Annotated in this window: 27 protein-coding genes and 1 pseudogene; 20 read left to right on the top strand and 8 right to left on the bottom strand. The window is 63.7% G+C overall.

The annotated features are described in order from the left end of the window. The 19 genes and pseudogenes from rplR (at nt 1) to QF036_RS18780 (ending at nt 14,069) form a co-directional block, all read left to right on the top strand. The gene (rplR, locus tag QF036_RS18870) at nt 1–384 is read left to right on the top strand and encodes a 50S ribosomal protein L18 (protein WP_003803763.1); all 384 of its coding nucleotides are present in this window, start codon (nt 1–3) and stop codon (nt 382–384) included. Beyond that, nucleotides 381–1,097: a 30S ribosomal protein S5 gene (gene rpsE / locus QF036_RS18865; RefSeq protein ID WP_003803760.1), complete on the top strand. Its 717-nt coding sequence runs from the start codon at nt 381–383 to the stop codon at nt 1,095–1,097. Before rplR ends, rpsE begins: the two co-directional genes overlap by 4 nt. Before the next feature lie 3 nt (nt 1,098–1,100). Continuing rightward, complete coding sequence (gene rpmD / locus QF036_RS18860; RefSeq protein ID WP_003803757.1) at nt 1,101–1,307, top strand: 50S ribosomal protein L30; 207 nt, start codon at nt 1,101–1,103, stop codon at nt 1,305–1,307. After that, a complete protein-coding gene (gene rplO, locus QF036_RS18855) occupies nt 1,307–1,792 on the top strand; it encodes a 50S ribosomal protein L15 (RefSeq protein ID WP_307104313.1) in 486 nt (161 codons plus the stop codon). The genes rpmD and rplO overlap by 1 nt, the downstream gene beginning before the upstream one ends. Before the next feature lie 196 nt (nt 1,793–1,988). Continuing rightward, on the top strand, nt 1,989–3,299 hold the full coding sequence (secY, locus tag QF036_RS18850; protein WP_307104311.1) for a preprotein translocase subunit SecY: 1,311 nt from the start codon (nt 1,989–1,991) through the stop codon (nt 3,297–3,299). A gap of 5 nt (nt 3,300–3,304) precedes the next feature. After that, a pseudogene (locus tag QF036_RS18845) lies at nt 3,305–3,875 on the top strand (adenylate kinase). Between the two features lie 123 nt (nt 3,876–3,998). Beyond that, nucleotides 3,999–4,826, top strand: coding sequence for a type I methionyl aminopeptidase (map, locus tag QF036_RS18840; RefSeq protein ID WP_307104310.1), 828 nt, complete (start codon nt 3,999–4,001; stop codon nt 4,824–4,826). A gap of 143 nt (nt 4,827–4,969) precedes the next feature. Then, the gene (locus QF036_RS18835) at nt 4,970–5,983 is read left to right on the top strand and encodes a P1 family peptidase (RefSeq protein WP_307104308.1); all 1,014 of its coding nucleotides are present in this window, start codon (nt 4,970–4,972) and stop codon (nt 5,981–5,983) included. 169 nt (nt 5,984–6,152) lie between these two features. Further along, on the top strand, nt 6,153–6,374 hold the full coding sequence (gene infA / locus QF036_RS18830; protein ID WP_011775571.1) for a translation initiation factor IF-1: 222 nt from the start codon (nt 6,153–6,155) through the stop codon (nt 6,372–6,374). A 70-nt stretch (nt 6,375–6,444) separates the two neighbouring features. Beyond that, nucleotides 6,445–6,558, top strand: coding sequence for a 50S ribosomal protein L36 (gene rpmJ, locus QF036_RS18825; protein ID WP_009358722.1), 114 nt, complete (start codon nt 6,445–6,447; stop codon nt 6,556–6,558). Between the two features lie 172 nt (nt 6,559–6,730). Then, the gene (gene rpsM, locus QF036_RS18820; protein ID WP_028275004.1) at nt 6,731–7,105 is read left to right on the top strand and encodes a 30S ribosomal protein S13; all 375 of its coding nucleotides are present in this window, start codon (nt 6,731–6,733) and stop codon (nt 7,103–7,105) included. A gap of 72 nt (nt 7,106–7,177) precedes the next feature. Beyond that, on the top strand, nt 7,178–7,579 hold the full coding sequence (rpsK, locus tag QF036_RS18815) for a 30S ribosomal protein S11 (RefSeq protein ID WP_102973678.1): 402 nt from the start codon (nt 7,178–7,180) through the stop codon (nt 7,577–7,579). A gap of 131 nt (nt 7,580–7,710) precedes the next feature. Continuing rightward, nucleotides 7,711–8,721: a DNA-directed RNA polymerase subunit alpha gene (locus QF036_RS18810; RefSeq protein ID WP_003803733.1), complete on the top strand. Its 1,011-nt coding sequence runs from the start codon at nt 7,711–7,713 to the stop codon at nt 8,719–8,721. A 78-nt stretch (nt 8,722–8,799) separates the two neighbouring features. Further along, a complete protein-coding gene (gene rplQ / locus QF036_RS18805) occupies nt 8,800–9,402 on the top strand; it encodes a 50S ribosomal protein L17 (protein WP_307104306.1) in 603 nt (200 codons plus the stop codon). Nucleotides 9,403–9,433: 31 nt separating this feature from the next. After that, nucleotides 9,434–10,324 (top strand): tRNA pseudouridine(38-40) synthase TruA, encoded by an 891-nt coding sequence (gene truA, locus QF036_RS18800; RefSeq protein ID WP_307104304.1) that lies wholly within the window; start codon nt 9,434–9,436, stop codon nt 10,322–10,324. A 591-nt stretch (nt 10,325–10,915) separates the two neighbouring features. Continuing rightward, on the top strand, nt 10,916–11,113 hold the full coding sequence (locus QF036_RS18795) for a YegP family protein (protein WP_307104303.1): 198 nt from the start codon (nt 10,916–10,918) through the stop codon (nt 11,111–11,113). A gap of 485 nt (nt 11,114–11,598) precedes the next feature. Further along, complete coding sequence (locus tag QF036_RS18790; protein WP_307104301.1) at nt 11,599–12,459, top strand: sigma-70 family RNA polymerase sigma factor; 861 nt, start codon at nt 11,599–11,601, stop codon at nt 12,457–12,459. Nucleotides 12,460–12,546: 87 nt separating this feature from the next. Then, nucleotides 12,547–13,416: a response regulator transcription factor gene (locus tag QF036_RS18785; protein ID WP_307104299.1), complete on the top strand. Its 870-nt coding sequence runs from the start codon at nt 12,547–12,549 to the stop codon at nt 13,414–13,416. 95 nt (nt 13,417–13,511) lie between these two features. Continuing rightward, nucleotides 13,512–14,069, top strand: coding sequence for a sensor histidine kinase (locus tag QF036_RS18780; RefSeq protein WP_307104298.1), 558 nt, complete (start codon nt 13,512–13,514; stop codon nt 14,067–14,069). On the opposite strand, the gene QF036_RS18775 is transcribed toward QF036_RS18780, so the two are convergent. Both QF036_RS18775 and QF036_RS18770 read right to left on the bottom strand, forming a co-directional pair. After that, a complete protein-coding gene (locus QF036_RS18775; protein ID WP_307104296.1) occupies nt 14,023–15,657 on the bottom strand; it encodes a DUF222 domain-containing protein in 1,635 nt (544 codons plus the stop codon). The genes QF036_RS18780 and QF036_RS18775 overlap by 47 nt on opposite strands. A gap of 116 nt (nt 15,658–15,773) precedes the next feature. Next, a complete protein-coding gene (locus QF036_RS18770) occupies nt 15,774–17,441 on the bottom strand; it encodes a sensor histidine kinase (RefSeq protein ID WP_307104294.1) in 1,668 nt (555 codons plus the stop codon). Nucleotides 17,442–17,763: 322 nt separating this feature from the next. Here QF036_RS18770 and QF036_RS18765 point away from each other — a divergent pair, with 322 nt between their 5' ends. Continuing rightward, entirely contained in the window at nt 17,764–18,480 is a 717-nt protein-coding gene (locus QF036_RS18765) for a response regulator transcription factor (protein ID WP_307106002.1), read from the top strand. A 40-nt stretch (nt 18,481–18,520) separates the two neighbouring features. On the opposite strand, the gene QF036_RS18760 is transcribed toward QF036_RS18765, so the two are convergent. From QF036_RS18760 to cpaB, 6 genes are all read right to left on the bottom strand, one after another. Then, the gene (locus tag QF036_RS18760; protein WP_307104292.1) at nt 18,521–18,982 is read right to left on the bottom strand and encodes an Hpt domain-containing protein; all 462 of its coding nucleotides are present in this window, start codon (nt 18,980–18,982) and stop codon (nt 18,521–18,523) included. A 106-nt stretch (nt 18,983–19,088) separates the two neighbouring features. Beyond that, nucleotides 19,089–19,973: a type II secretion system F family protein gene (locus QF036_RS18755; RefSeq protein ID WP_307104290.1), complete on the bottom strand. Its 885-nt coding sequence runs from the start codon at nt 19,971–19,973 to the stop codon at nt 19,089–19,091. Nucleotides 19,974–19,980: 7 nt separating this feature from the next. Further along, entirely contained in the window at nt 19,981–20,913 is a 933-nt protein-coding gene (locus QF036_RS18750) for a type II secretion system F family protein (RefSeq protein WP_307104288.1), read from the bottom strand. A gap of 3 nt (nt 20,914–20,916) precedes the next feature. Then, nucleotides 20,917–22,497 carry a CpaF family protein gene (locus QF036_RS18745; RefSeq protein WP_307104286.1) on the bottom strand — a complete coding sequence of 527 codons (1,581 nt, stop codon included), beginning with the start codon at nt 22,495–22,497 and terminating at the stop codon, nt 20,917–20,919. Next, on the bottom strand, nt 22,498–23,691 hold the full coding sequence (locus QF036_RS18740; RefSeq protein WP_307104284.1) for an AAA family ATPase: 1,194 nt from the start codon (nt 23,689–23,691) through the stop codon (nt 22,498–22,500). After that, nucleotides 23,688–24,464, bottom strand: a complete 777-nt coding sequence (cpaB, locus tag QF036_RS18735; RefSeq protein ID WP_307104283.1) for a Flp pilus assembly protein CpaB — start codon at nt 24,462–24,464, stop codon at nt 23,688–23,690. Before cpaB ends, QF036_RS18740 begins: the two co-directional genes overlap by 4 nt.

Below are 24,464 nucleotides of genomic sequence, written 5' to 3'. Positions count from 1 at the left end.
ATGGCCATCGCCATTAACAAGAAGCGTACGAACAAGAGCAAGTCTGCTTCGCGCAGCCGCCGCCAGCTTCGTATCCGCAAGCGCATCTCCGGAACGGCTGTACGTCCTCGCCTGGTCGTCAACCGCTCCGCACGCCACGTATTTGTCCAGGTTGTCGATGACACCATTGGCCAGACCGTAGCGAGCGCGTCCACTCTGGAAGCTGACCTTCGTGCATTCGACGGTGACAAGACCGCCAAGGCCAAGCGCGTTGGCGAGCTCGTTGCCGAGCGTGCCAAGGCTGCCGGCGTCGAAGCTGTCGTGTTCGACCGTGGTGGTAACAAGTACCACGGCCGGATCGCTGCCGTCGCTGACGGTGCACGCGAAGGTGGGCTGTCACTGTGACCGAAGCAAACAAGGAAAAGGACACTGTGTCTGCAGAAGAGAAGGCGACCGAAGCCGCAGCTGCTGAGACCACTGCCCCCGCCACCGAGGACCGCCGTGGTGGCGCCCGTCGCGGCGAGCGTGGAGACCGTGGCCAGGGCCGCGGCGACCGCGGTGGCCGTGGCGGCCGCGATGGCGGACGTGAAGCCGAGAAGAACCAGTACATCGAGCGCGTAGTCACCATCAACCGCGTTTCCAAGGTCGTCAAGGGTGGTCGTCGCTTCAGCTTCACCGCACTCGTCGTCGTTGGTGACGGCAACGGTCTGGTCGGCGTCGGTTACGGCAAGGCCAAGGAAGTTCCCGCTGCTATCGCCAAGGGCGTTGAAGAGGCCAAGAAGTCCTTCTTCCGCGTTCCCCGCGTTGGCAACTCCATCCCTCACCGCGTTCAGGGTGAAGCCGCTGCAGGCGTCGTAATGCTGCGTCCGGCTTCCGCCGGTACCGGTGTTATCGCCGGCGGTCCGGTCCGCGCAGTACTGGAGTGCGTGGGCATCCACGACATCCTCTCCAAGTCGCTCGGTTCCTCCAACGCCATCAACATCGTTCACGCGACCGTTGATGCCCTGAAGCGCCTCGAAGAGCCGGCAGCCGTGGCAGCACGCCGTGGCCTGCCGCTGGACGAGGTCGCCCCGGCGGCACTGGTGAAGGCTCTGATGAGCCAGAAGGCAGGTGTCTAAGTCATGGCGAAGAACCTGACTCCCTCCGACGCCAAGTTGGAGATCACCCAGATCAAGGGCGTCATTGGCGCCAAGCAGAACCAGCGCGACACCCTGCGGTCCCTCGGCCTGAAGCGGATCGGACACACCGTTGTCCGCACCGCCGACGCCGTGACCGTTGGAATGCTCAACACGGTTCCGCACCTCGTGAATGTTGAGGAGGCGAAGTAATGGCAGAGAAGAACACGGCCGAGACCGCAGCTGCTGAGAAGCAGAGCGCTCTGAAGGTTCACCACCTGCGTCCCGCCCCGGGTGCCAAGACCGCCAAGACCCGTGTTGGTCGTGGTGAAGGCTCCAAGGGTAAGACCGCCGGTCGCGGTACAAAGGGTACGAAGGCCCGCTACCAGGTGAAGGCTGGCTTTGCCGGCGGCCAGCTGCCGCTGCACATGCGCCTGCCGAAGCTTCGCGGCTTCAAGAACCCGTTCCGGGTTGAGTTCCAGGTTGTGAACCTGGAGAAGCTCAACGAGCTGTTCCCGGAAGGTGGCACTGTCACCGTGGAGGACCTGGTTGCAAAGGGTGCTGTTCGCAAGAACCAGCCCGTGAAGGTGCTTGGCACCGGCGACATCACCGTCAAGGTTGACGTCACCGCCCACGCCTTCTCAGCCAGTGCCACTGAAAAGATCGCTGCAGCCGGCGGCAGCACCACCGCGCTCTAAGGGATTCCGTCCCGGAGCCGGTGGGCGCTAGCCCGCTGCACAAACTCCCGGCACGGGGGCCGAGGCCCCTGTGCCGGGAGTTTTTTCATACCCATTGGGTCTTCCGGATTGTTCGCATGCCGCAAACACCGGTTAGACTCGGTTCTTGGGTTTATAGACCTGCATCTCGAGACTTATTAACTACTGAGGAGGACGCTTGCTAAGCGCATTCGGCCGGGCGTTTCGAACGCCTGATCTGCGACGCAAGTTGTTGTTCACGCTGGGAATCATCACAATCTTCCGCTTGGGAGCGTTTATCCCCTCGCCCGGTGTGAGCTACCAGAATGTCCAGCAATGCTTGTCGAACGGGCAGACCCAGGGCGGGATCTACCAGCTCGTCAATCTTTTCAGCGGCGGTGCATTGCTGCAGGTCTCCATCTTCGCCCTGGGCATCATGCCGTACATCACGGCGAGCATCATTGTGCAGCTGCTGCGCGTGGTCATCCCGCGGTTCCAGCAGCTGTATGAAGAGGGCGCCTCCGGGCAGTCCAAGCTGACGCAGTACACGCGGTACCTGACGATCGCCCTCGGCCTGCTGAACGCCACGACGCTGGTGTCGCTGGCGCGGTCAGGCCAGTTGCTGCCCGGCTGCAACCTGCCCATCATCCCGGATCAGGGCGTCATCACCACGATCCTCATCATCATCACGCTGACGGCCGGCACCGGCCTCATCATGTGGATGGGTGAGCTCGTGACCGAGAAGGGCGTCGGCAACGGTATGTCGCTGCTGATCTTCACGGCCATCGCTGCCGGCTTCCCCACCTCGCTGGGCGCCATCTGGTCCGCACAGGGTCCGGGCACGTTCTTCATTGTGCTGGCCATCGGCCTGCTGACGGTTGCCCTGGTGGTCTTCGTGGAGCAGTCCCAGCGCCGCATCCCGGTGCAGTACGCCAAGCGGATGATCGGCCGCCGCACGGTGGGCGGCACCAGCACCTACATTCCCATCAAGGTGAATATGGCCGGCGTCATTCCCGTCATCTTCGCTTCCTCGATGCTCTACCTTCCGGCGTTGATCTCGCAGTTCAACCAGCCGAAGGCAGGGGAGTCGATCCAGCCGTGGGTTGAGTGGATCAACAACAACCTGACCCGCGGAGACCACCCCATCTACATGGCGCTGTACTTCGCCATGATTGTTTTCTTTACCTACTTCTATGTCGCGATCACCTTCAACCCTGAAGAGGTCAGCGACAACATGAAGAAATACGGCGGCTTCATTCCGGGTATCCGTGCCGGCAAGCCGACCGCGGATTACCTGCAGTACGTCCTGTCGCGCATCACGCTGCCCGGAGCCTTCTACCTTGGCTTCGTGGCACTGATACCGCTGGTGGCGCTCGTGCTGATCAACGCAAACCAGAACTTCCCGTTCGGTGGCACCTCGATCCTGATCATGGTGGGCGTTGGCCTGGAAACCGTCAAGCAAATTGACGCGCAGCTACAGCAGCGTCACTACGAAGGGCTATTGCGATGACCAGAATGTTGATTATCGGACCACCGGGTTCGGGCAAGGGCACGCAGGCGGAGCGCATTTCAGAACGCCTCGGCGTCGTTGCGATCTCCACCGGCGACATCTTCCGCGCCAACGTGAAGGGCGAGACGCCGCTCGGCGTTGAGGCCAAGAAGTACATGGACCAACGGGGACTTCGTCCCGGACAGCGTGACGAACAAGATGGTCCGCGACCGTCTTAGCGAAGGCGACGTCGAGGACGGCTTCCTGCTGGACGGCTACCCCCGCACCACCGCACAGGTTGACTACCTGGACCAGATCCTGGCCGACGGCGACCAGAAGCTGGACGTGGTCCTGCAGCTCACGGCTGACGACGAGGAGCTCGTGTCCCGCCTGCTGGGCCGCGCGAAGGAAACCGGACGCAGCGACGACAACGAAGCCGTCATCCGCCACCGCCTGGACCTCTACCACGAGCAGACCGAGGCCGTTGTGGCCAAGTATGCCGAACGCGGCATCCTGACCCAGGTGGACGGCATCGGCCAGATCGACGAGGTTACCGACCGCGTCATGCAGGCAATCAAAGAGGCGCAGGCCGCCTGATATCAGTTCCAACGCTGCGAGGCTCCTCCCGGACCATGGGGAGGGGCCTCCGGCTTTTAGCCCGCGCCTTCTGTTCCATCCGGCAACCGGAACGGCGAGGCACATTGAGAGGAAACACCGCTGATGGCATTCGGCCAGCCACGGATTGAATACAAGACCAACGCCCAGATGCGCACCATGCACGAGGCCGGGCTCGTCCTGAGCCGCGCCCTCGACGCAGCCGTGGCCGCAGCAGCTCCGGGTGTCACCACGAAGCAGCTGGACGAGGTCTTCGCCGCGGTGCTGCTGGAGGCTGGCGCCAAGTCCAACTTCCTGGGCTACCACGGGTTCCCCGCCACCATCTGCACGTCGGTCAACGAGGAAGTGGTGCACGGCATCCCGGGCGATAAGGTCCTGCAGGACGGGGACATCATCTCGATCGACGGCGGGGCCATCGTCAACGGCTGGCACTCCGACTCCGCGCGGACTGTCATCGTGGGAACGCCGGACCCGGAGGACCAGCGACTCTCCGACGTCACGGAGACGGCCCTGTGGCACGGCATCGCCGCCCTGGCCAAGGGCAAGTTCGTGGGCGACATCGGCGCGGCCATTGATGACTATGTTTCCTCGGTGCCGGGCAAGCCCCTGGGCATCCTTGAGGACTACGTGGGCCACGGCATCGGCTCCGAGATGCACATGGCCCCCGACGTGCTGAACTACCGCACCAGCCACCGCGGTCCGAAGATCCGCCCCGGGCTGTGCCTGGCCATCGAACCGATGCTGGTGCGCGGCGGCATCGAGACGGCAGTGCTGGAGGACGACTGGACCGTGGTCACCACGGACGGTCAGCGTTCCTGCCAGTGGGAGCACTCCGTGGCGGTCCACGAGAAGGGCATTTGGGTGCTGTCGGCGCCCGACGGCGGTGCGGCCAGGCTCGCGCCCCTTGGCGTGGTGCCGGTCCCGATTCCCTGAGGACACGCATCTAGCTGGGCGAACTTAGCTGGGCGATGCGCAAAATCCCTGGCGACACCGGAATTCCGGTGTCGCCAGGGATTTTGCGCGTCACGGGCGATTATCTGCCTCGCCATGCCAGCTCCCGGGGCAGAATGGGAGCCATGGGACCGAGTGATGGAGCCGGAGCACAGGGAAAGATCACCGATGTGCCCGGCGTGCGTGTCGGGCAGGAGCAGAAGTCCGACGGCGGGTGGTTGAGCGGGGTGACGGTGGTCCTGCCCCCTGCGGGGACAGTCGGTTCGGTGGACGTCCGCGGGGGAGGCCCCGGCACCCATGAAACCGATGCGCTGGACCCCACCACCCTGGTTCCCACCGTGGACGCCGTGGTACTAACCGGCGGCAGCGCCTACGGCCTGGTTACTGCACACGGCGCCCAGCGATGGTGCGAGGAGCAGGGCCGCGGATTCGCCGTGACGGGAGGGGTGGTACCCATCGTTCCGGCGGCAGCCATCTTCGACCTCGGCCGCGGCGGTGACTTCAGTGCCCGCCCGGATGAGGCCATGGGCTACGCGGCCACCGCAGCTGCGGGGGCACAGGCGGAAGGGCACGACGTCGAACGCGGCAACGTGGGAGCCGGCACCGGAGCAGTCATCGGACGCGGACAATACAAAGGGGGAGTGGGCACAGCGTCGCTCACCCTGGTAGACATTTCTGATGGCGGACCGATCGTTGTAGGTGCGGTAGCGGTAGTGAATGCGCTTGGCCTTCCGCTGGTTCCAGAATTGCCTGGTGAGCCTGGCACACCGGAGCGGCGGGCTTCGGCCGTTGGGACGGGACCCGGCCCGGCTCTCAACACCACGCTCGTGGTCGTCGCCACGAATGCGGTGCTGGATGTGGCCGAGTGCAAACGGACCGCCTCGGCTGCCCACGCGGGGCTGGCGCGGGCGCTGAATCCGAGCCACACCCTGGCCGACGGTGACACCGTGTTCTGCCTCGCCACCGGTAGCCAGGAGCTGGACAGGAGTACGGAAACTGCCCGGCAGAAAAGTCTCATGACGCTGCAGAGTGCGGCGGCCGACGTCGTACGTTTGGCGATCCTGGACGGGGTCAGCAGCGCCCAAGCGGTGACAACTCCTGCGGGCGAATTTGGTGCATACCCGGGCAATGTGCGCTAACATAGCTGGATTTAACTTTCCGGCCCTAATGCCGTAGAGTTGCATGTTGGTTGTCTGCCCTGCCACGCCCATTTGCGGCCGGAGGGTGACGATCAATCAAATCAAAAACGTCCGCAGTCATGCCCGGCGCCAGCCGGAGGTCTGTGGCAAACAACAGTTAGCGGAGGATATGGCCAAGAAGGACGGGGTCATAGAGATCGAGGGCGTAGTGACTGAGGCGCTGCCCAACGCGATGTTTCGTGTTGAGCTCACCAACAAGCACGTCGTCCTGGCACACATCTCTGGAAAGATGCGCCAGCACTACATCAGGATTCTCCCTGAGGACCGCGTAGTGGTGGAGCTGAGCCCTTACGACCTGACACGTGGTCGTATCGTCTACCGCTACAAGTAAACGTTGGGCGGCCAAGGCAATTGCCTAAGGCCGCTCCATCGGCCCAACTGCTATCACGCAAAGGAACGCCATGAAGGTCAAGCCGAGCGTCAAGCAGATCTGCGAAAAGTGCAAAGTGATCCGCCGTAACGGCCGGGTCATGGTGATCTGCGAGAACCCGCGCCACAAGCAGCGCCAGGGCTAATTCCCGTCAGGGAATCCCTGGGTTGCTAACCCACGCAAGTAAATAAAGGCAGCACAAGCTGAACTGGGACGTATGGGCCCGGACAGCTAACCCCCGGTCGGAGGCTGGGGCCGCACTGAAAGTGCGGGTGTACTGCCTACGACCTCCGGTTTATTCAAGGAGCACTGCCACTATGGCTCGTCTCGCTGGCGTAGACATTCCCCGCGAAAAGCGGTTGGAAATTGCGCTTACTTACATCTACGGCGTGGGCAAGACCCGTGCACACGAAACCCTGGCTGCCACCGGCATCAGCGCTGACGTTCGGGTCAAGGACCTGACGGACGCACAGCTGGTAGAGCTGCGTGACTACATTGAAGGCAACTACAAGGTTGAGGGTGACCTTCGCCGCGAAGTAGCCGCTGACATCCGCCGCAAGGTTGAGATCGGCAGCTACGAAGGTATTCGCCACCGTAAGGGCCTGCCCGTACGCGGACAGCGCACGAAGACCAACGCCCGTACCCGCAAGGGCCCGAAGCGTACCGTCGCCGGCAAGAAGAAGGCCCGCTAAACCGCATTTGCCTGACGGCAAATGTGGGATCAGCACGGCCTTCCCCCAAAATAACTTTCTGTAGGAGAAGAAATGCCCCCGAAGACTCGTGGCGCGGTTCGCAAGCCGCGTAAGAAGGACAAGAAGAATATCGCGCTTGGCCAGGCGCACATCAAGAGCACGTTCAACAACACCATCGTGTCCATCACGGACCCGAGCGGTGCTGTAATCTCCTGGGCTTCCGCCGGTGAGGTTGGATTCAAGGGCTCGCGTAAGTCCACCCCGTTCGCTGCGCAGATGGCTGCCGAAGCCGCCGCCAAGCGTGCACAGGAGCACGGCCTGAAGAAGGTTGACGTGTTCGTCAAGGGACCGGGTTCCGGACGCGAAACCGCCATCCGTTCGCTGCAGGCTGCCGGCCTCGAGGTTGGCTCCATCCAGGACGTGACCCCCGCCGCGCACAACGGCTGCCGTCCGCCGAAGCGCCGCCGCGTCTAAGTACTTTCCGCAGCCGGAGCTTGCCCGGACCCGTTTCGGGTCCGGGCAAGCCCGCCGCGTTAAGTCCTCAGACCGATTTTCCACCACCTGTGTTGCGTCATATAGCGGATGCTCGCCGAAAGGAAACCTAAGTGCTCATTGCACAGCGCCCCACCCTCTCCGAAGAGGTCGTCTCCGAAAACCGCTCCCGGTTCATCATTGAACCGCTGGAGCCGGGCTTCGGTTACACCCTCGGAAACTCCCTCCGCCGTACCCTGCTCTCCTCCATCCCCGGTGCCGCTGTAACCAGCATCCGGATCGATGGCGTGCTGCACGAGTTCACGACGGTTCCGGGTGTCAAGGAAGATGTCACCGAGATCATCCTCAACATCAAGAACCTGTCCGTGTCCTCCGAGCACGACGAGCCGGTTGTTGCCTACCTGCGCAAGCAGGGCCCCGGAGTCGTCACCGCCGCGGACATCGCTCCGCCGGCCGGCGTCGAGTTCCACAACCCGGATCTGCACATTGCCACGCTGAACTCGAAGGGCAAGTTCGAACTCGAACTGACCATCGAGCGCGGCCGCGGCTACGTTTCGGCAGCTCAGAACAAGTCCGGCGACGCAGAGATCGGCCGCATTCCGGTTGACTCCATCTACTCGCCGGTGCTGAAGGTTACTTTCCGCGTGGAAGCTACCCGTGTTGAGCAGCGCACCGACTTCGACAAGCTCATTGTCGACGTCGAGACCAAGCAGGCCATCGCCCCGCGCGATGCCGTTGCGTCCGCTGGCACAACCCTGGTGGAACTGTTCGGTCTGGCCCGCGAGCTGAACACCGCAGCTGAGGGTATCGAGATTGGCCCGTCGCCGACGGATGCTGCCCTGGCAGCAGACATGGCTCTGCCGATCGAGGATCTGGACCTCACCGTCCGTTCCTACAACTGCCTCAAGCGTGAGGGCATCCACACCGTGGGTGAACTCGTTGCCCGCTCCGAGGCTGACCTGATGGACATCCGCAACTTCGGCGCGAAGTCCATCGATGAGGTCAAGGCAAAGCTGGTTGAACTGGGTCTGTCCCTGAAGGACTCGCCTCCCGGTTTCGACCTCGCCGCCCGCGCCGCAGCCATCGAAGAGGACGACGCCGCGTTCAGCGACGACGAGCTCTAACAAGCAGATCTTGGCCGAGGGGCTGGCCAGCACCGCGTTGTGCGCAGCCTCCCGGCTTCCATATGAGGAGAAACAATTATGCCTACCCCCACTAAGGGTCCGCGCCTCGGAGGCGGCCCGGCTCACGAGCGTCTGATGCTCGCGAACCTGGCTTCCGCACTGTTCGAGCACAAGCGGATCACCACCACGGTCACCAAGGCCAAGCGCCTGAAGCCGTACGCAGAGCGCCTGGTCACCTTCGCCAAGCGCGGCGACCTCGCTTCCCGCCGCCGCGTTCTCGGCCTGATCAGCAACAAGGGCGTCGTCCACGAGCTGTTCACCGACATCGCCCAGGCTGTGGAGAACCGCAACGGCGGCTACACCCGCATCACCAAGATCGGCAACCGCAAGGGCGACAACGCTCCCATGGCTGTCATCGAGCTGGTTCTTGAGCCGGTTTCCGCCAAGCAGGCTGTTGTAGCCGAGGCTACCCAGGCCGCTGCCGCTGCTGCTCCGGCCGCAGAGGAAGCTCCCGAGGCAGAGGTCGTTGAGACCGAAGCTGCTGCAACCGAAGAGGCCCCGGCCGCTGAGGAAGCCGCCGCTGAGGAAGCTCCGGCTGAGGAAGCTGCTGCTGAAGAGGCTCCGGCCGAGGAAGCTGCCGCTGACGAGGCTGCTGCCGACGAGGCCAAGGACGCGAAGTAATTCGCTAAATCCTTCGCATAGACTTGAGTCTATGAACCACCAAAAACCCGCGGCCCCCGTTTTGGGGGGCGGCGGGTTTTTGCGTATCCGGCTCGATTTGGCGTACGACGGCGGTCCGTTCAGCGGGTGGGCAGTGCAGCCAGGTCTGCGTACCGTTCAGGGTGTATTGGAAGGCGCGCTGGAGCTGCTGATCCGCCGGCCGGTGCGCGTCACGGTTGCCGGGCGCACCGACGCCGGCGTGCATGCCCGCGGCCAGGTGGTCCACCTCGACCTGACGGAAGCCGAGTGGCTGGGACTGAGCCGTGGTGCGGCCGTCGATCCCGCCGTCGCCCTTCTGCGCCGCCTGCGGGGTACGCTCAGCCGCGGGCTGGGGGACCAGACCGGCTCCATTGTGGTGCACCATGCAGCCGTCGCCCCTGAGGGATTCGACGCCCGGTTCTCGGCCCTGTGGCGCCGCTACAGCTACCGGATCGGGGACGGCCCCGATAAGTGGGATCCGCTCAGCCGGTACGACACTCTCTGGCACAAGACGCCCCTGGACGTGGACCTGCTGAACGAAGGCTCCACGAAGCTGCTTGGCCTGCACAACTTCCTGTCCTTCTGCAAGCCACGGGAAGGTTCCACCACCGTCCGCGAGCTGCAGCGGTTTGAGTTTTCCCGCGGGCCGGACGGCGTCATTGTTGCCACCGTCCAGGCCGATGCCTTCTGCCACAACATGGTCCGCGCCCTGGTGGGCTCGGCTCTGTACGTGGGGGAGGGGCAGGAGCGTCCGGAGTGGCTGCACGAGCGCCTGCTGGCGCGTAAGCGGGACGCGCGTTCTGTGCTGGCCGCGCCGCATCCCCTGGTGTTTGAAGAAGTGGCCTACCCCTCCGATGCGGAACTGCTCGCCCGGGCAGAGCTCACGCGGGCGCTGCGGGAGTAACCCTGCCCCGTTGGTCAGCGACAGACCGCCTATGTGTTTGGGGATCCACAGGCACAGCGTGTGTGGTCTACGTGGAGATGGCCCGAGACTGGAGAAGCAGGGCATCCAAGGCATCGGCGTTCACACTAAAGTGACCGTCGTCGTGGAGGAGGAGTCCGAGCTCCTGTAGCACTGCTAGGTGCGGCAAGGCTTCCTGTGCCGACAATCCGAGTAAATCTTCGATGTCTCTGCCCGTATGCCATTCCCCGGCTCTGATACTTCTCAGGATGGCCATTCTGGGTGCCCGTTTTATCGCGTTCAGCGCGTGCAGAGCTGTCCCGCGGCCTCCGTTGGCCGGCGTCGGATTCTTGATTAGTGCCTTGTGCATGTTGTCCTCTCTGTCCTGCACCGCAGACCCGGGGAGTCAGCCGAAGCAGGAGCGTCACTCTATAGACCGGACAGCGGCGGATTCGTGACGCAATTGGCATTGCCAGGTGGATGGGGGTCCCTGGACCCGTGCGCCGTCACGAAATGCGCTGAGGCCGGTAGTTATCTGTGACGGTTTCGTTGGAGTCGGGGCATGCAGGCTCCGCATCATGTTAGGAGAACGCCATGGCCGCTAGTTTTGAACTGTATTTGGACGGGGATGGTTGCCACAGGTTCCGACTGGTCGCATTGGATGGTTCCCTGATGCTCACCTCGGAGGCTTTCGCCCATGAGGATGCCGCGATTGCCGGTATCTGGGCCGTGCGAGAAGTTGCGGTCGCCGGGAGAATTGTGGATCTCACCGGCCCCAGCGCCGATTTTTAAAGACAACCGGCTCTTAGCGGACCGCCTATTAGGACCACGAGCATCTGCCGAGGGTGGATGTCCCCGCGACGGCGTTAGCACCGCCCTCGTGCGGCTGTAGATCTGAGTGGTGTATGACCAGAACGCTCGCCAGGCGCCGTCGGCCAGCTCAGGCGTGTCCGTGTGCCAGTAGCTGGCTGGGGGCATTGGAGATCCTCCGAAAACCGCGGCGGGCCCGGTACCTTAGGGCGGCGGCGCTTCCGTGAAATCGTATGAAGAAAATTCGATGGATTTCCTAGGTGTGAGTACGATCACTAGGAGGGGGATACGGCACAGTCTCAGCGTGGAGGGCATGTGGAAAAGATCCGCCTCAGTGCAGCGACGGCTTTGATGTGAGCGCTCACCAGCCCCACTCCGATGCGGATGTCACGTCCTTCACTCCCGGGCAAGACCCCGACGGGGAGGCCGGAATTGTCCGAGCTAGCGCTGCGGCGGACCCACATGCAATGACGGTGCTCCACCTGAAACATTGGGATGCCGGCGTTGCCTTTGCCTACAGCCTTACCAGGAACCATAACGACGCTGAAGATCTGGCGGCGCATGCCTTCCTCAAAGTCCTGTCCGCTATACGGTGCGGAAAGGGGCCCACAGGTCCCTTTCGTCCTTACTTTTACCGTGCCATCCGCACCAGCGCGGCGGATCACTGGCGCAGGCGCAGCTACGAATACGCCGTGGAGCACCTCCCCGAAACTTCTGCCGAAGACGGCGGATATGCCCATGTCGACGGGACGGCTGAGCGTGAAATGGCGGCGCGGGCCTTCTCCACGCTTCCGCCGCGATGGCAGCAGGTCCTCTGGCACGTGGATGTGGTTGGGCTCCGGCCGCGGCAGCTGGCGCCGATCCTGGAAATCGAGGCTAACGCGGTTTCTGCGCTATTGCGGAGGGCGCGCCGGGGGCTGCGCGAAGCCTACCTTGTTGAATATATCGGGAGCGCAGCCAGCGAACAATGCCGGAAGTATCTGCCGATCCTCGCCCGTATGGTGATGGACACGGCCTCACGCCGAGAGATTCTTAGGGTGAACCTGCATCGTCGGACCTGTTCGGACTGTACAGCGGCCGTGCATGGCCTGCACGAAGTGCATTCAAGCATGCGGGCTACAGGCACTCCCGTGGCCTTGGGCGCGGTGGTTTGGATGCACGCTGCGGGCTACTTGGGTTCTGGTATATCCGTCCACGGGCTTCTTCATGCTTCCGGCGCAGCCGGTGTTGTGGAGCGGATGATCACCCTCTCGGACGTGAAGAGGGCGATTCTCGGGTGGGCATTGCCAGTGTTGCATGCGTTCGCGCGCACAATGGGGCTTCGGTAGCCGGCGGGGTCGTGCCTCGTTTCCGGGTGCACGGCTAGTAGGCTGAGACGCAGTCTTTAGTCATGCGGTCCTTACAGGGGGTAAGGGATGAATGATCGTCGCATCGTTGTCGTCATCGACAGGGATGAGGAAGTCCGGTCCTTGTTGCGGGCAACGCTCGGGGAAGCCGGATTCGAGGTGCACTGCGCTGCCACTGGCGAATCCGGGGTGGCGCTGGTGCGTGCCAAGCGGCCGGACACTGTCACGCTGGACCTGGTGCTTCCGGACACCGACGGCTACGACGTGCTACGGCGCATCCGCGAGTTCAGCCACACGTACATCCTGATCATCACCGCGCGGAATGACCTCCGGACAACCCTGAAGGGGTTCGACGCCGGGGCAGACGACTACATGGTCAAGCCCATCCGGCCGCGGGAGCTCCGGGCCCGCGTTGACGGCATGCTGCGAAGGCCACGGCAGCTGACGGTCCCGCCGATCGTGACGCCGCGGGAACCCCCGCTGGTGTCGCCTCGGCTGCGGACCGCGGCCACGGCGAAGCCTGTGCAGGCACCTGACCCTGCCCAGGGGCTTGCGGCCGTCCAGCGTGTTGCAGCAAATGGCCGTGCACCCGCCCGGGGCTACGAGCGCAGCTACGAGCACAAGGGGCTGGAGCTCGACTGCGCAACGCGGGCGGCTACCCTCGGAGGGCGCGCGCTGCAGCTGACGCGGACCGAGTTCGACCTGCTGCACATCCTGTTGCAGCGCGGCAGGGGCGTGGTCACCAAGGCGGAACTCGTCGGACTTCTGGGCCTCGTGAAGCGGGAAACAGGTAACCCGGAAGTCGCCGTAATCGGGACGCGGGACCCCGGCCGAATCATCGAGACCCACATCGGCAACCTGCGCCGGAAGCTGGGGGACGACGCAAGGAAACCGCGCTGGCTCAAGACGGTTCGCGGGTCCGGCTACACACTCGCGTAGGGGAAGCTGCGCACGCCTTCGGTGCGCCCCTTCAAACGGGGGACACACCGGAAAGTTACAAGAAAATAACAAGGCGCCAGGCGCACAGTTGGAACATGAAATCACTAACAAGCGACGACGTCGTCGCAGTCCGTGGCGTTCTCACCGATACGCATCCGGTTGATTTCTATGCGCTAGGCGTCGCGGGGGCGATTGACCGTTTGGCCCTCCCGCTGCGCGAGCGCGGGATCACTGTGCACCTGGAGGCGCCCCACCATGGAATGGAAGTAGATAGGAAGTCCGCCACGCTGCTTTACCGGGCGGCGCAAGAGCTCCTGAGCAACATCCATAAATATGCCGACGCGTCCTCCGTGACAGTCCGGCTCTGCTGCGTCTGCCGCTCCGGCGACAACCATGCTGTCCAGCTCCGAGTGACCGATGACGGCAACGGCTTCGACGTTGAAGCCGCCACCCACGGCAGGCGCTCGGGCATGGGGCTGCGTCTCATGCGACTGGCCGTCAGTTCTGCCGGCGGCCGGATGACAATCGAGTCGGCTCCCTCCGCGGGGAACCTGCGTCACGGTGAACTTGCCGCTGGATTAGCGCGTCACCAGGTTGGCGCGCCTTTTACGCTGCCGTGGATGATGATGCCCAGTAGGGCCAAGGATCCATAGGCAGTGGTGGTTCCGGGTCGTTGAGGGCGTCGGGGCCGCTGTCGTCTTTAGAACCGTCCGGGCTGTCTGTCCAATCTGGCGGTTCAGAGCAGTCTGGTGGTCCTGGGGTGTCGGACGGCTCAGGCCAGGCCGGAGGCTCATGGGTCTCGGGCTCGAGGAAGGCATCGGGGAAGTCCGGCCATTCCGGTGGTCCGGGCAAGTCAGGCGGTCCTTGCCGATCCGCCAAGGACCGCCCTTCTGGCCAGTATGTTGGTTCCCAGTCCTGTTGTTCGCTCGCGTAGCAGCGTCCGGTGGGTGAGATCCAGCCCGGTGGTGCGTCCCGAGTGGCTCCCACCGGTCTCCACGCCGTGTTGTGTTTCAGGCGGTGGTGTCTGGGGCATGGCTGGCCGAGGTTGGTGATGCCGGTGGTCCCGCCGTCGGCCCAGGCCAGGATGTGGTCGGCGTCGTTGTCCAGGGAGTGATTGTTGCAGTTGGGGAACGTGCAGCGCGCGTCCCTGAGGTGCAGCCATTGGCGCATCGGCTTCGTCAGCCGGTAGCTGGTGCGTCCGATCTCCAGCGGCGCGCCGTCCCGCGGGTCGGTCAGGACCCGCAGAAATGACGTCGCCCCGTCGGCAACGAGCCGGCGGGCCATGGACGGCGGGATCGGCCCGTATCCGTCCAGCGTGGCAGGTTCGGTGCCGGCACCGAGCAGCGAAAATACCGGGACGGTGACCAGGACCTGCGCCGCCGGGGACGGGATTCCTTCGGCCATCCCGCCCAGCAGCCAGGCGGCGGCGACATCGGCCCGCAACTGGGTCAGGGTCCGTGACTCGGCCGGGCCCTGCAGGGTCCGGGCGGCGGCGGTGGTACGGTCCCAGATCCCGGCCGCCTGGTCCGCGGGCAGATACGCCGAGAGCCAGGCCATGCCGTCCCGGTCCGGGACGTACTCCAGCCGCCGGTCCTTCGCACTCTTGGTGTGGCGGGCCTCGATGCTGACCGGGTGGTGCCGTTCCCGCCAATACCGTGCCTTGGCCCGGAACCTGCCCGGTGTCAGATCCCCGGCCGGGAACCCCCGCGCCGGGTTGGGAGCGTGCGGGTCCAGGAAATGCGCCTCCAACGCCGCGGCGGCCGCCGGATCCAGCCCGTCGGTTTCGTCGCACATCACCCGCGCGTGCTGCCACGACACAGTCCCCGCCTGAAGGGCGGCCAGCGTCAACGGCAGGTCCGTGCTCACCTTCGCGGATTCGGACAGAAGCCGAGCCGCCGACCCCTCGCTCACAGTCAGGGCGCCAGCAACCTCCGCGGTCACGGACATCCGCCGGGCGGCACGGTCCTGCACGGACGCGTCAGGCGGGGTCATGGCCTCCTCCGCCTCAGCGAAACCGGCAGCGAGGTGCACCTTCACGGCCGCCAGCCGGGCCTCCATCCCAGCCACCTCGGCCAGCCCGTCCAGGCACGCATCCGCCTGATCCCGCAGTGGATCTGCGCCATCCGGCTGCGGGTCCGCGTCCGCCGTGCCCGGATCAGCCGCCCGGCGAAACTCAGCAGCGAGTGAAAGAGAGGAGGCACCGATGGCCTCCAACGTCTTCACAACTGCCGCGCTATCCATACCCACAGAATGACACCGGCCTGTGACAAAAACGACGCTGCCTCGGGTCGTTGTGGAAAACCGGTCGTTGTGGAAAACCGGGTCGTTGGGGAAAACGGATCTGACTTAAACTCGCGTCAGGATCCGGGGGTTCCCTCGGCCGGCAGTGTGAGCGTGAAGGTGGTGCCTGCACCGGGCTTGCTGTCACAGGAGATGGAACCGCCGTGCCGCTCCACGATGGTCTTGGTGATGGACAGGCCCAGCCCGACACCGGGAATGGCCGCCTGGCGTGCGGCCTGGCTGCGGAAGAACCGGGTGAAGACGCGTGATGTTTCCTCTTCGCTAATGCCCATGCCCGTGTCCTGGACCTTCAGCTGCACCCAGGAGTCACTGCGCCGGGCACTCACGGTGACCTTGCCGCCGTCGGGAGAGTATTTGATGGCGTTGGACACCAGGTTGTCCAGGGCCTGGCCGATGCGGAGCGGGTCGGCGTGCGCCCAGAGGGGCGCCGGTACGTCGGTGGTGAGGGAGACGTTGCTGGCGTCGGCCTGGGCCTGGACGGAGCCGATGCTGTTCTCGATCAAGCCTGCGAGGTCCGTCCGGCGGGGATGCACAGCCAGGACGGCGGACGCCGACACAAGAAGCTCGGAGACGAGGGACAGCAGCCGCTCGGCGTTACGCTGCACCACTTCCAGCCGGTGCACGGAGTCAGCGGACAGGCCGTCCGCTTCATCCAGCACCAGATCGACATTGCCGAGCACCGACATCAGCGGACTGCGGAATTCGTGGGAGACGTTGGAGATCAGCTCTTCCTTGGCAGACAGAGCTTCTACGAGACCCGTGACGTCACTGTAGACGATGACCGCTCCGCTGAACCCGCCGTCGTCGTTCTTGATGATCCGCGCGGCGGTAGAGACCGCCCTTTGCGTGGATCCCTCGCCCAGCCACACCAGGTAGTCGGCGAAAGTCTCACCGGCAACGGCGCGGCGGATGGGGCGCTTGTCCAGCGGAAGCGGGGTTACCCGGTCCTGGCCGAACATGAGCTGCTGGGCCTCCAGCGGCTGCTCCGTGCCGGCGGGGGCTGCCGCCTGCCTGAACGTTTTCTGCTGGTCGTTAACCAGCACTTTCTGGCCCTCGACATCCACGGCCACAATGCCTACGTCCGTGGTGTCCAAAATGGTCTTGAGCAGCCGTTCACGGTTCCTGCTTTCCACGAGAAGTTCGCGGAGTTCGGCGTCCTTCTCCTCCAACCTCCGGCGCTGGAGCCGCACGTTGGCGCTGGCGAACCTGATCGCCAGTGAGATCGCCAGCATCATTAGCGGCAACAGGATCGTAGTGGCAATGTCCGAAGGTGAAATCCTGGGGAACTTTTGCACCAGCGATGGAAGGCTGATCAGGAGCGTGCCGAAAAAGCTCAGGAATACGGTGGTTCGCGGGTAGGCTTCGGAGCTGGAAAGCCAGATCACCGGGAATATCGCCAGAACTCCCAGCCCGGCAACGGCAGGAACGGCACCGTTACGGGCGAGCCCGATCAGCACCAGGTCGAGTATCGGAATTACCAGATAGGCGTTGGCAGGCAGCCGTTCCCAGGGAACAAGAAAGCAAGCGAGAAACAGCGCTACCATCAGGATGATGGAGGCGATAAAAACACCACTCTCGATGAGCGTGGGCCATACTGCTGGGGCGGCGATCGCCAGCACAGCGAGCAAGACTGTTACCGGGAGCTGGCAGAGTGCCACCTGGACGCGCGGCTGCAACCGCCTGAAGAATCGGTCCGTGCTGTGGACCAGCACCTGCTCACCCAATGCGACTGCGTCCAGTAATCGCCCTGCACTGCCGAATTCCGGGACCGCTCGTAGTTAAACGAAGACATGAAGCCCATTATGCACAGCTATTCTTCGGCAATTGGAGGGGACGGCAGTACTGCGCGGTATGGGTCTAAAAGATATCTGCAATTTTCGGTCTTTCGGCCTCTCTACGTTGTAGCGTAGGTAATCTGGTAACGCTTACCGCATTGCGCTGGGCTGTGCGGTGGTTTTACCTGGATATGGGGTTGTGGTGGGCGATCTTGGTGTTGCCGTGGTCATCGAGGATGATGTTGACGTTCGGAATCTTCTCGACGCGGTTCTGCAGCAGGCTGGTTTTGAAGTGCATTCAGCAGGGACCGGCCGTGACGGGGTTGATGTGGCGAGGCAGCGCCAGGCAAACGTAATAACTCTCGACGTCGGTCTGCCGGACATCGACGGCTTCGAGGTCCTGCGCCGCATCCGGCAGTTCAGCGATGCCTACGTGGTAATGCTGACCGGCCGGGGCGAAGAGCTGGACACGATCACTGCGTTGCAGGGCGGCGCGGACGACTACATCGTCAAGCCCTTCCGGCCGCGCGAGCTACGGGCACGGATCTCGGCCATGATGCGCCGGCCCAGGGTTTCGTCCGGTGAGGCCACCGCCTCCTCTGTCGCGGACTCCGGGTCCGGCGGTCCTTCCGGTTCCGCCGGGTCGCGCCGTGGAAAAGTGTTGCAGCACAACGGCCTGGCACTGGATACCGAGACCAGGACCGTCGCGCTCCGTGGCACGCCCCTGGGCCTGACCCGGAGCGAATTCGACCTGCTGCACGAGCTTCTGAAGGGAACCGGCGCGGTCCGCACCCGGGCCGACCTGGTGCGCGTAGTGCGGGGCGAGTACTACGGCGAGGACACCTACATCAGCGAAGCCGACGAACGCGCGGTCGAGGTGCACATCGGCAACCTGCGCCGCAAGCTCCGCGAGGACCCGCAGGATCCCCGGTGGCTGGTCACGGTCCGCGGGGTCGGCTATCGGCTGGCGCCGAAGCGGGCGGAGTAGGTTACGCCTTCGCCGGGCTGTTCAGACGTTCGGCAGCTGCTTAGACCTCCGGCGGGAGGTAACCCAGCTTCAGGCCGCTGACGGTCTCTTCGCCCGTGAGCGCCACGCATGGGAGCAGCTCCCGTGCAGCTGACAGGTCACCGCGCTTGACCAGCCGCTCCAGGTCCACGGCCAGCTTGGCCAGCCGTGCGGCGCCCACCATCAATGCTGAGTTTTTCAGGCTGAGGACGGCGTCCATGGCTGCTTCTGCGTCGTCTTCTTCAACGGAGGCTTCAAGATAGGTCCGGCGCTTGTCCCAGATCTTGATGTAGTCCCGGGCGAAGTTGTGCGCCACGCCGGTGCTGCCCATGTCTTCTTCGAGGTCGTGAAGGACATCCAGGTCCAAAACGGGCAAAGTGGCACTCTCCGATTCGTTGTGAGCCATGCCACTGAGGCGGCCGGACACCGGGACGCAGACGCCGTTGGCGCTGCTGTCGGCTGCTCCGGAACCTGAAATGGACATGACTTAAGGCTACTTTCTGAGGTTGGGAAAACCCTGATCGAACTTGGATCCTGTGGAAACCCTGCGGGTACCTTGTGGTGGGGAGAAACCTGCGGAAGTCCCCACCTTACTGGTTGGCGAAGGTCTCGATGGTGTTGATGACTGCAGGGCCCAGGATGGCAATGAAGAGGACCGGAAAGATGAAGAACAGCAGCGGAAACAGGATCATTACCGGCAGCTTCATCGCTTTTTCCTCGGCACGCTGGCGGCGCTTCACGCGCATCACCTTGGCCTGCACGCGCAGGACGCGGCTGATGGCAATGCCGTACGTGTCCGCCTGCACCACGGCCTGCACAAAGCTACGCAGTTCCGGGATGTTGGTCCGCTCAGCCAGCGCGAGGTAGGACTCGCGGCGGCTCCGGCCCACCTGCATGTCCTGCAGTGTGCGGACCAGTTCTTCCGCGAGCGGTCCTTTGCCGTTCTCGCCGGCACGGGACATGGCGCCCTCGAAACCGAGACCCGCCTCGACGGAGATCAGCATCTGGTCCAGGGTGTTGGCAAGCTCAAGCTGCATGGCCTTCTGCCGCTCCTGACCCTTGCTGTAGAGCATCAGGTCCGGGACGAAGTAGCCCAGGAAGAGGACAAAGATGCCCACTAGCTTCATGATCGGCGTCGTCCCGATGGAGCTGATGTATAGCCCAAGGAGACCACCGATCAGACCCAGCGCCGGTTTCGCTGCCAGTAGCCTGCCAAGCGGCATGGACGCCGGGCGGCCGGCCAGGGAAAGCAGCCTGTCGAGCTTTGCGACGTAGGCGGCAGGGGTCAGCCGATAGCCGATTTTCTCGACCACACCGTTGTTGGGTTTCTTCTCCGCCTCAGCCCGGTGGATGCCCCGGGAGAGGAGCACACGGGCGTTCGCCGCCCCTTTCCGGTCAACGGAGAGGAAGGACCAGGCCAGGTAGGCGAGCGGGAGGCAGATCAGGAGCAGCGCGAGTATGATCAGGGGATTCATGGCCACCTCAGAACTTCAGGTTGACGATTTTGCGCATCCACAGACCACCGATCGTCATCATGATGATGGAGGCCACGATCATGATCCAGCCCAGCGGGTTGGTGACCATCTTGTCCATGTAGCCGGGATTGACCAGCATCAGCATGACGACGATTCCGACGGGCAATGCCATGAGGATATAGGCGGAGAACTTGCCTTCGGCCGCCAATGACTTGATGTGGCCCTTGATCTCGCTGCGCTCGCGGATGGTCTCGTTCACTTGGTCGAGCACCTCCGCCAAGTTTCCGCCTACCTCGCGGTTGATTTGGATGGCCTGGGAGATCCAGATGAAGTCCTCGTTCTTCATGCGGTCGGCGGTGTCGTTGAGCGACACGAGCAGGTCTCGTCCCAGGCTGGTCTCCGAGACGATGCGGCGCATTTCTTCCGACGTCGGGGCTTGGGATTCGTTGGCGGCGGCGTCGATGGCGCGCAGGATGCTGTGACCCGCCCGGAGGCTGCCGGACAGCAATTGCAGGGTATCGCCCAGCTGCTCATCGAACCTGGCCCGCCTCTTGCCGGCCAGGAAGCCCAGCACCAGGTGTCCCACGAAAGGGGCCGCCACGACCAGCAGGAACGCCAGCAGCGGCCCAGCGACGACGAGCCCGATGAGGGCACCGACGAAGGCACCCACCAGGATAAGGAGGATGAACTCCGCCTGGCTGAGCCGGAGACCGGCGTTCTCCAGGTTCTCGCGGTTGAAGTAACGGACATTCCTCTTGGCAAGCACGCGGTCGATGGAGCCGACTGCATTGCCGGCGAAGCGGGTGAGTTGGGAGTCGGCTTCCGTACGGAAAGGACGACGCCGGTCCAGTGGCACCGTGGGCGTGCGCGGGATCAGTACGGCAACTCCGCCCAGTGCCACCGAGGTAACCACGAGGACAACGCCGAGTGTCACAATCATGAGTCAGTGCCTTTCCGAAGGGACCACGGGCGCCCCGAAGACGCCGGCTGAAACGTGTATTCCAAGGTCCTCGAACCGGTCGATAAATCGCGGGCGGATGCCGGTCGGGACAGGCTTGCCGAGGAACCTTCCGTGCTGGTCGACTCCTGCGGAGTAGTCGAAGACGAAGGCATCCTGGAGGGTGACGATGTCGCCCTCCATGCCCTGTACCTCCGTCACATGAGTGATGCGCCGGGTGCCATCCCGGAGACGCGAGATCTGGACGATGAGGTTCACGGCAGAGGCGATCTGCTCGCGGATGGCCCGCAACGGCAGGTCCATGCCCGCCATGAGGACCAGGGTCTCCAGACGGGCGATGGCATCACGGGGCGAATTGGAGTGGACTGTGGACAGCGAGCCGTCGTGGCCGGTGTTCATGGCCTGCAGCATGTCCAGGGATTCCCCGCCACGGACCTCGCCCACCACAATCCGGTCCGGACGCATACGCAGGGAGTTGCGGAGCAATTCGCGGATGGTGACTTCACCTTTGCCCTCCGTGTTGGGCGGGCGGCTTTCCAGCCGGACCACGTGTTCCTGCTGGATCTGGAGCTCCACAGCGTCCTCGATGGTCACGATGCGCTCGTCGGACGGAAGGAATGAGGAAAGGACATTGAGGAGGGTTGTCTTGCCAGTACCCGTACCGCCGGACACGATGATGTTGAGCTTGGCTTTGACGCACGCGTTGAGCAGCTCGGCCATCTCCGGGGTGAGGGTTCCAAAATCGATGAGGTTCTGCACGGTAAGGGGCACCTTGCTGAACTTACGGATTGTCAGCGAGGAACCGCCGACAGCAAGCGGCGGGATCACAGCGTTAACACGGGAACCGTCTTCCAGACGCGCATCGACCAGCGGTGAGGACTCATCGATGCGCCGGCCCACCTTGGACACGATGCGTTCGATGACCTTGCGCAGGTGCTCTTCCGAGCTGAAACGCGACTCCGTCAGAGTCAGCTGCCCCTTGCGTTCTACATAGATCTGGTCCATCCGGTTCACCATGATTTCGGTGACGGCGGGATCGTCAAGTAGGCGCTGCAGCGGGCCGTAGCCGAGCACGTCATCAGCAACGTCTGCCACCAGGCGCGTCCGCTCGTCTGGGGTCAGCGGCACCTGCTCGGCGTCGATGATGCGGATGAGCTCTTCACGCGCCGTGCTGCGCAGCTCGTTCTCGGTAATGGCGGAGTCGTTAAACCGGGCTCCCATCCGCTCGAACAATGCGGTCGCGGCACGCTGTTTCAGGGCAGCAAATACGTCCACCGGCTGCTGGGGCCTGGGCTTATGGACTTCCCTTTGCGCAGCCGCCGGGGGGAGAGGCTGTGCTGCCGGCGCCTGCCGCGCCGGCATTGGCTGGACGGACTCAGAACGGACTGACGGTGCAGCTGCCAGCGGCTGGGCGTTTGCCGCAGTCACCTTCGTCTCGATCCTTGGCTGCAAGTCTGTCACGCCAGTGCGCGGGGAGGAAGTGGCAACCGGGGCCGCCGCCCGTGCTTGGATGGCAGCAGGCTCTGACTTTGCCTGGGCCGCCTGGATACGTTCGGACAGCTTCACCTAAACCACAACCCGTCGGTGGCTTTTCCGCTGGCTCCTCGCCTGACCATGCGGGCTGAATCGCTCTACAAGCTGATTGAGTCCTTTGACTGCGGGATCCTTTTTACCTTCCTGCAGGACCGGAACGCCACGGTTGGTGGAAAAAGCAACCGCACGGGAGCGTGGAACACTGACGTCCACGGGCGCGCCGATGGTCGATTCAATATCCTGAACGGAGAGACCGCATTTGGCGTCTGCCATGTTTAAGACCACGTGCCTTCCATCGGGCAGGATGTCGAGCTGGCGGAGAATGTCCAAACCAGAGCGCAGGCCACGCACGCTGGGGATGTCCATGGCGCTGACCCAGACCACGTCGGTGCAGGCTTCCATGGCAGCAAGTCCTATCTCGGGCAATCCGGGGGCGGTGTCCACAACAACGTATTGGAATTCCTCAGCCAGCTGCTCCAACAGGCGAGTGACCTGTTCAGGTGCGATATGGTCGGCTTCGACCGGGTTATCCGGTGCGCACAGGGCGTAGATGCTCGATGGGTGCACTGTGAGGAACGCCTTGAGTACCAAGGTGTCCTGGCTGGCGGCAGGAGAGACGGCGTCGGTCACCGTGTGCTCCGGATCGAGGTAGAGTCCGGATGCCACGTCGCCGAACTGCAGGTCGAGGTCCACCACCACCACGCTCATCGGTGCGACCCTCCCCAGTCCTACTGCGAGGTTGGTAGCGATTGTGGTTTTGCCGACTCCACCCTTGGGCGAGAAGACGCCAATTACGCGTCCCTGATTGTTCTGGGCCTGTTGCGGCTGTCCCATCCGGTGGCGGCTGGCGAAGGACTGGCAGGCCCGTTCCAGGAGTACCCGTAGCTGGGCAGGGTCTGCCGAAGGGCTGAGGATGTCCCGGACTCCGGCACGCATGGCCTGCAGGATGAGTTCGGGGTCGGGTTCGCTGACCAGGAGAACGGTAAGGTCCGGCACCTGGACATCGAGCACCGTGGCCAGGCGGAGAGCTTCGTCGAGCGGTACATCCGGGCCGAGGATAAGCACCTCCGGCTGCTCCTGGTTGAGCTGGGCGAAGAGGTCGTAGGGGCCGGCGGGCAGCACGTTGGTGAGGAAGGTCTGGACGCCACCCTGAAGACCGCCCGCAACAGCCTGCCGTAAACGAGCGTCAAAGTCCGCGTTCGGAGTGATCAAGACGAAGCGGCTCACTTGTACACCTCACTCCTCTGAATAATGCGCGGACCGCTGTCCTTGGCACTGGTGGGCTCCTTACTGAGCCACATCTTGGCGTATTCGGCAGCGAAGACGATCTTGGCAGCGTCAACGTCGCTCACAGCGACAGTTAGCATGAGAGAACCGGTCGGGAGGGTAGTGTCCTGGGGATCGGCAGCGTTTGGATCGGCGCTCGCCGTCGGCGCCGGCTGCGCCGTGGCTGCAGGCTCCGGTGCCCGCTGAACAGCCGTGACCAATGCTTTGCGGACGGTCAGCTTGGTTGTTTCGGCGTCCAGTTTGTCATCCAGTCCGCCCTTTTCCAGGTTGACGAAGACTCCCACGTGGTCACCCGGAGCCAGCCGTCCACCGACGACGCGATCCGGTTCGAGCTGGAAGGAAACTTCCTGCAGTCCAGCCGGAATTTGTACGGATCCTGAGACTTTGACGTCTTCGGGAGCCACCAGACGCTCGGTAACGAGCTGCTCGCCGGGAACCAGGTCCACGGCCGCGACTTTGCCTTTGGAAGCATCCAGCGACTTCAGCGAAGACCCCGTCACTGCAGATGCAGGCACCTGTTCCGTGACCAGGGAAGCAGCCATGGATTCAACGGGAGTGCCGGCAGGAATCGCAGACTTGACGACGAGCACGTCAACAGGCTCGAGGTTTTTGACGGCACGCTGGTCTGCCCCCTGAGCGTAGGAGATAACCAGCATAGCGCCCACGAGGGCGAGGACTACCGCTGCCGCGCCTGCCAACAACCGAGACTTCAC

The organism is Arthrobacter globiformis (assembly GCF_030817195.1).
Lineage (GTDB): Bacteria > Actinomycetota > Actinomycetes > Actinomycetales > Micrococcaceae > Arthrobacter > Arthrobacter globiformis_D.
This window is presented reverse-complemented; position numbering and strand designations above follow the sequence as displayed.

Excerpts from the sequence above, each read along its gene's own strand:
- rpmJ (WP_009358722.1), top strand. The coding sequence starts at position 6,445 with ATGAAGGTCAAGCCGAGCGTCAAGCAGATCTGCGAAAAGTGCAAAGTG.
- QF036_RS18760 (WP_307104292.1), bottom strand. The coding sequence starts at position 18,982 with ATGTCCATTTCAGGTTCCGGAGCAGCCGACAGCAGCGCCAACGGCGTC.
- rplQ (WP_307104306.1), top strand. The coding sequence starts at position 8,800 with ATGCCTACCCCCACTAAGGGTCCGCGCCTCGGAGGCGGCCCGGCTCAC.
- rplR (WP_003803763.1), top strand. The coding sequence starts at position 1 with ATGGCCATCGCCATTAACAAGAAGCGTACGAACAAGAGCAAGTCTGCT.
- rpmD (WP_003803757.1), top strand. The coding sequence starts at position 1,101 with ATGGCGAAGAACCTGACTCCCTCCGACGCCAAGTTGGAGATCACCCAG.
- QF036_RS18835 (WP_307104308.1), top strand. The coding sequence starts at position 4,970 with ATGGGACCGAGTGATGGAGCCGGAGCACAGGGAAAGATCACCGATGTG.
- QF036_RS18780 (WP_307104298.1), top strand. The coding sequence starts at position 13,512 with ATGAAATCACTAACAAGCGACGACGTCGTCGCAGTCCGTGGCGTTCTC.
- rpsM (WP_028275004.1), top strand. The coding sequence starts at position 6,731 with ATGGCTCGTCTCGCTGGCGTAGACATTCCCCGCGAAAAGCGGTTGGAA.
- QF036_RS18775 (WP_307104296.1), bottom strand. The coding sequence starts at position 15,657 with ATGGATAGCGCGGCAGTTGTGAAGACGTTGGAGGCCATCGGTGCCTCC.
- rpsK (WP_102973678.1), top strand. The coding sequence starts at position 7,178 with ATGCCCCCGAAGACTCGTGGCGCGGTTCGCAAGCCGCGTAAGAAGGAC.
- truA (WP_307104304.1), top strand. The coding sequence starts at position 9,434 with ATGAACCACCAAAAACCCGCGGCCCCCGTTTTGGGGGGCGGCGGGTTT.
- QF036_RS18795 (WP_307104303.1), top strand. The coding sequence starts at position 10,916 with ATGGCCGCTAGTTTTGAACTGTATTTGGACGGGGATGGTTGCCACAGG.
- map (WP_307104310.1), top strand. The coding sequence starts at position 3,999 with ATGGCATTCGGCCAGCCACGGATTGAATACAAGACCAACGCCCAGATG.
- QF036_RS18755 (WP_307104290.1), bottom strand. The coding sequence starts at position 19,973 with ATGAATCCCCTGATCATACTCGCGCTGCTCCTGATCTGCCTCCCGCTC.
- QF036_RS18750 (WP_307104288.1), bottom strand. The coding sequence starts at position 20,913 with ATGATTGTGACACTCGGCGTTGTCCTCGTGGTTACCTCGGTGGCACTG.
- rplO (WP_307104313.1), top strand. The coding sequence starts at position 1,307 with ATGGCAGAGAAGAACACGGCCGAGACCGCAGCTGCTGAGAAGCAGAGC.
- QF036_RS18790 (WP_307104301.1), top strand. The coding sequence starts at position 11,599 with ATGACGGTGCTCCACCTGAAACATTGGGATGCCGGCGTTGCCTTTGCC.
- QF036_RS18785 (WP_307104299.1), top strand. The coding sequence starts at position 12,547 with ATGAATGATCGTCGCATCGTTGTCGTCATCGACAGGGATGAGGAAGTC.
- infA (WP_011775571.1), top strand. The coding sequence starts at position 6,153 with ATGGCCAAGAAGGACGGGGTCATAGAGATCGAGGGCGTAGTGACTGAG.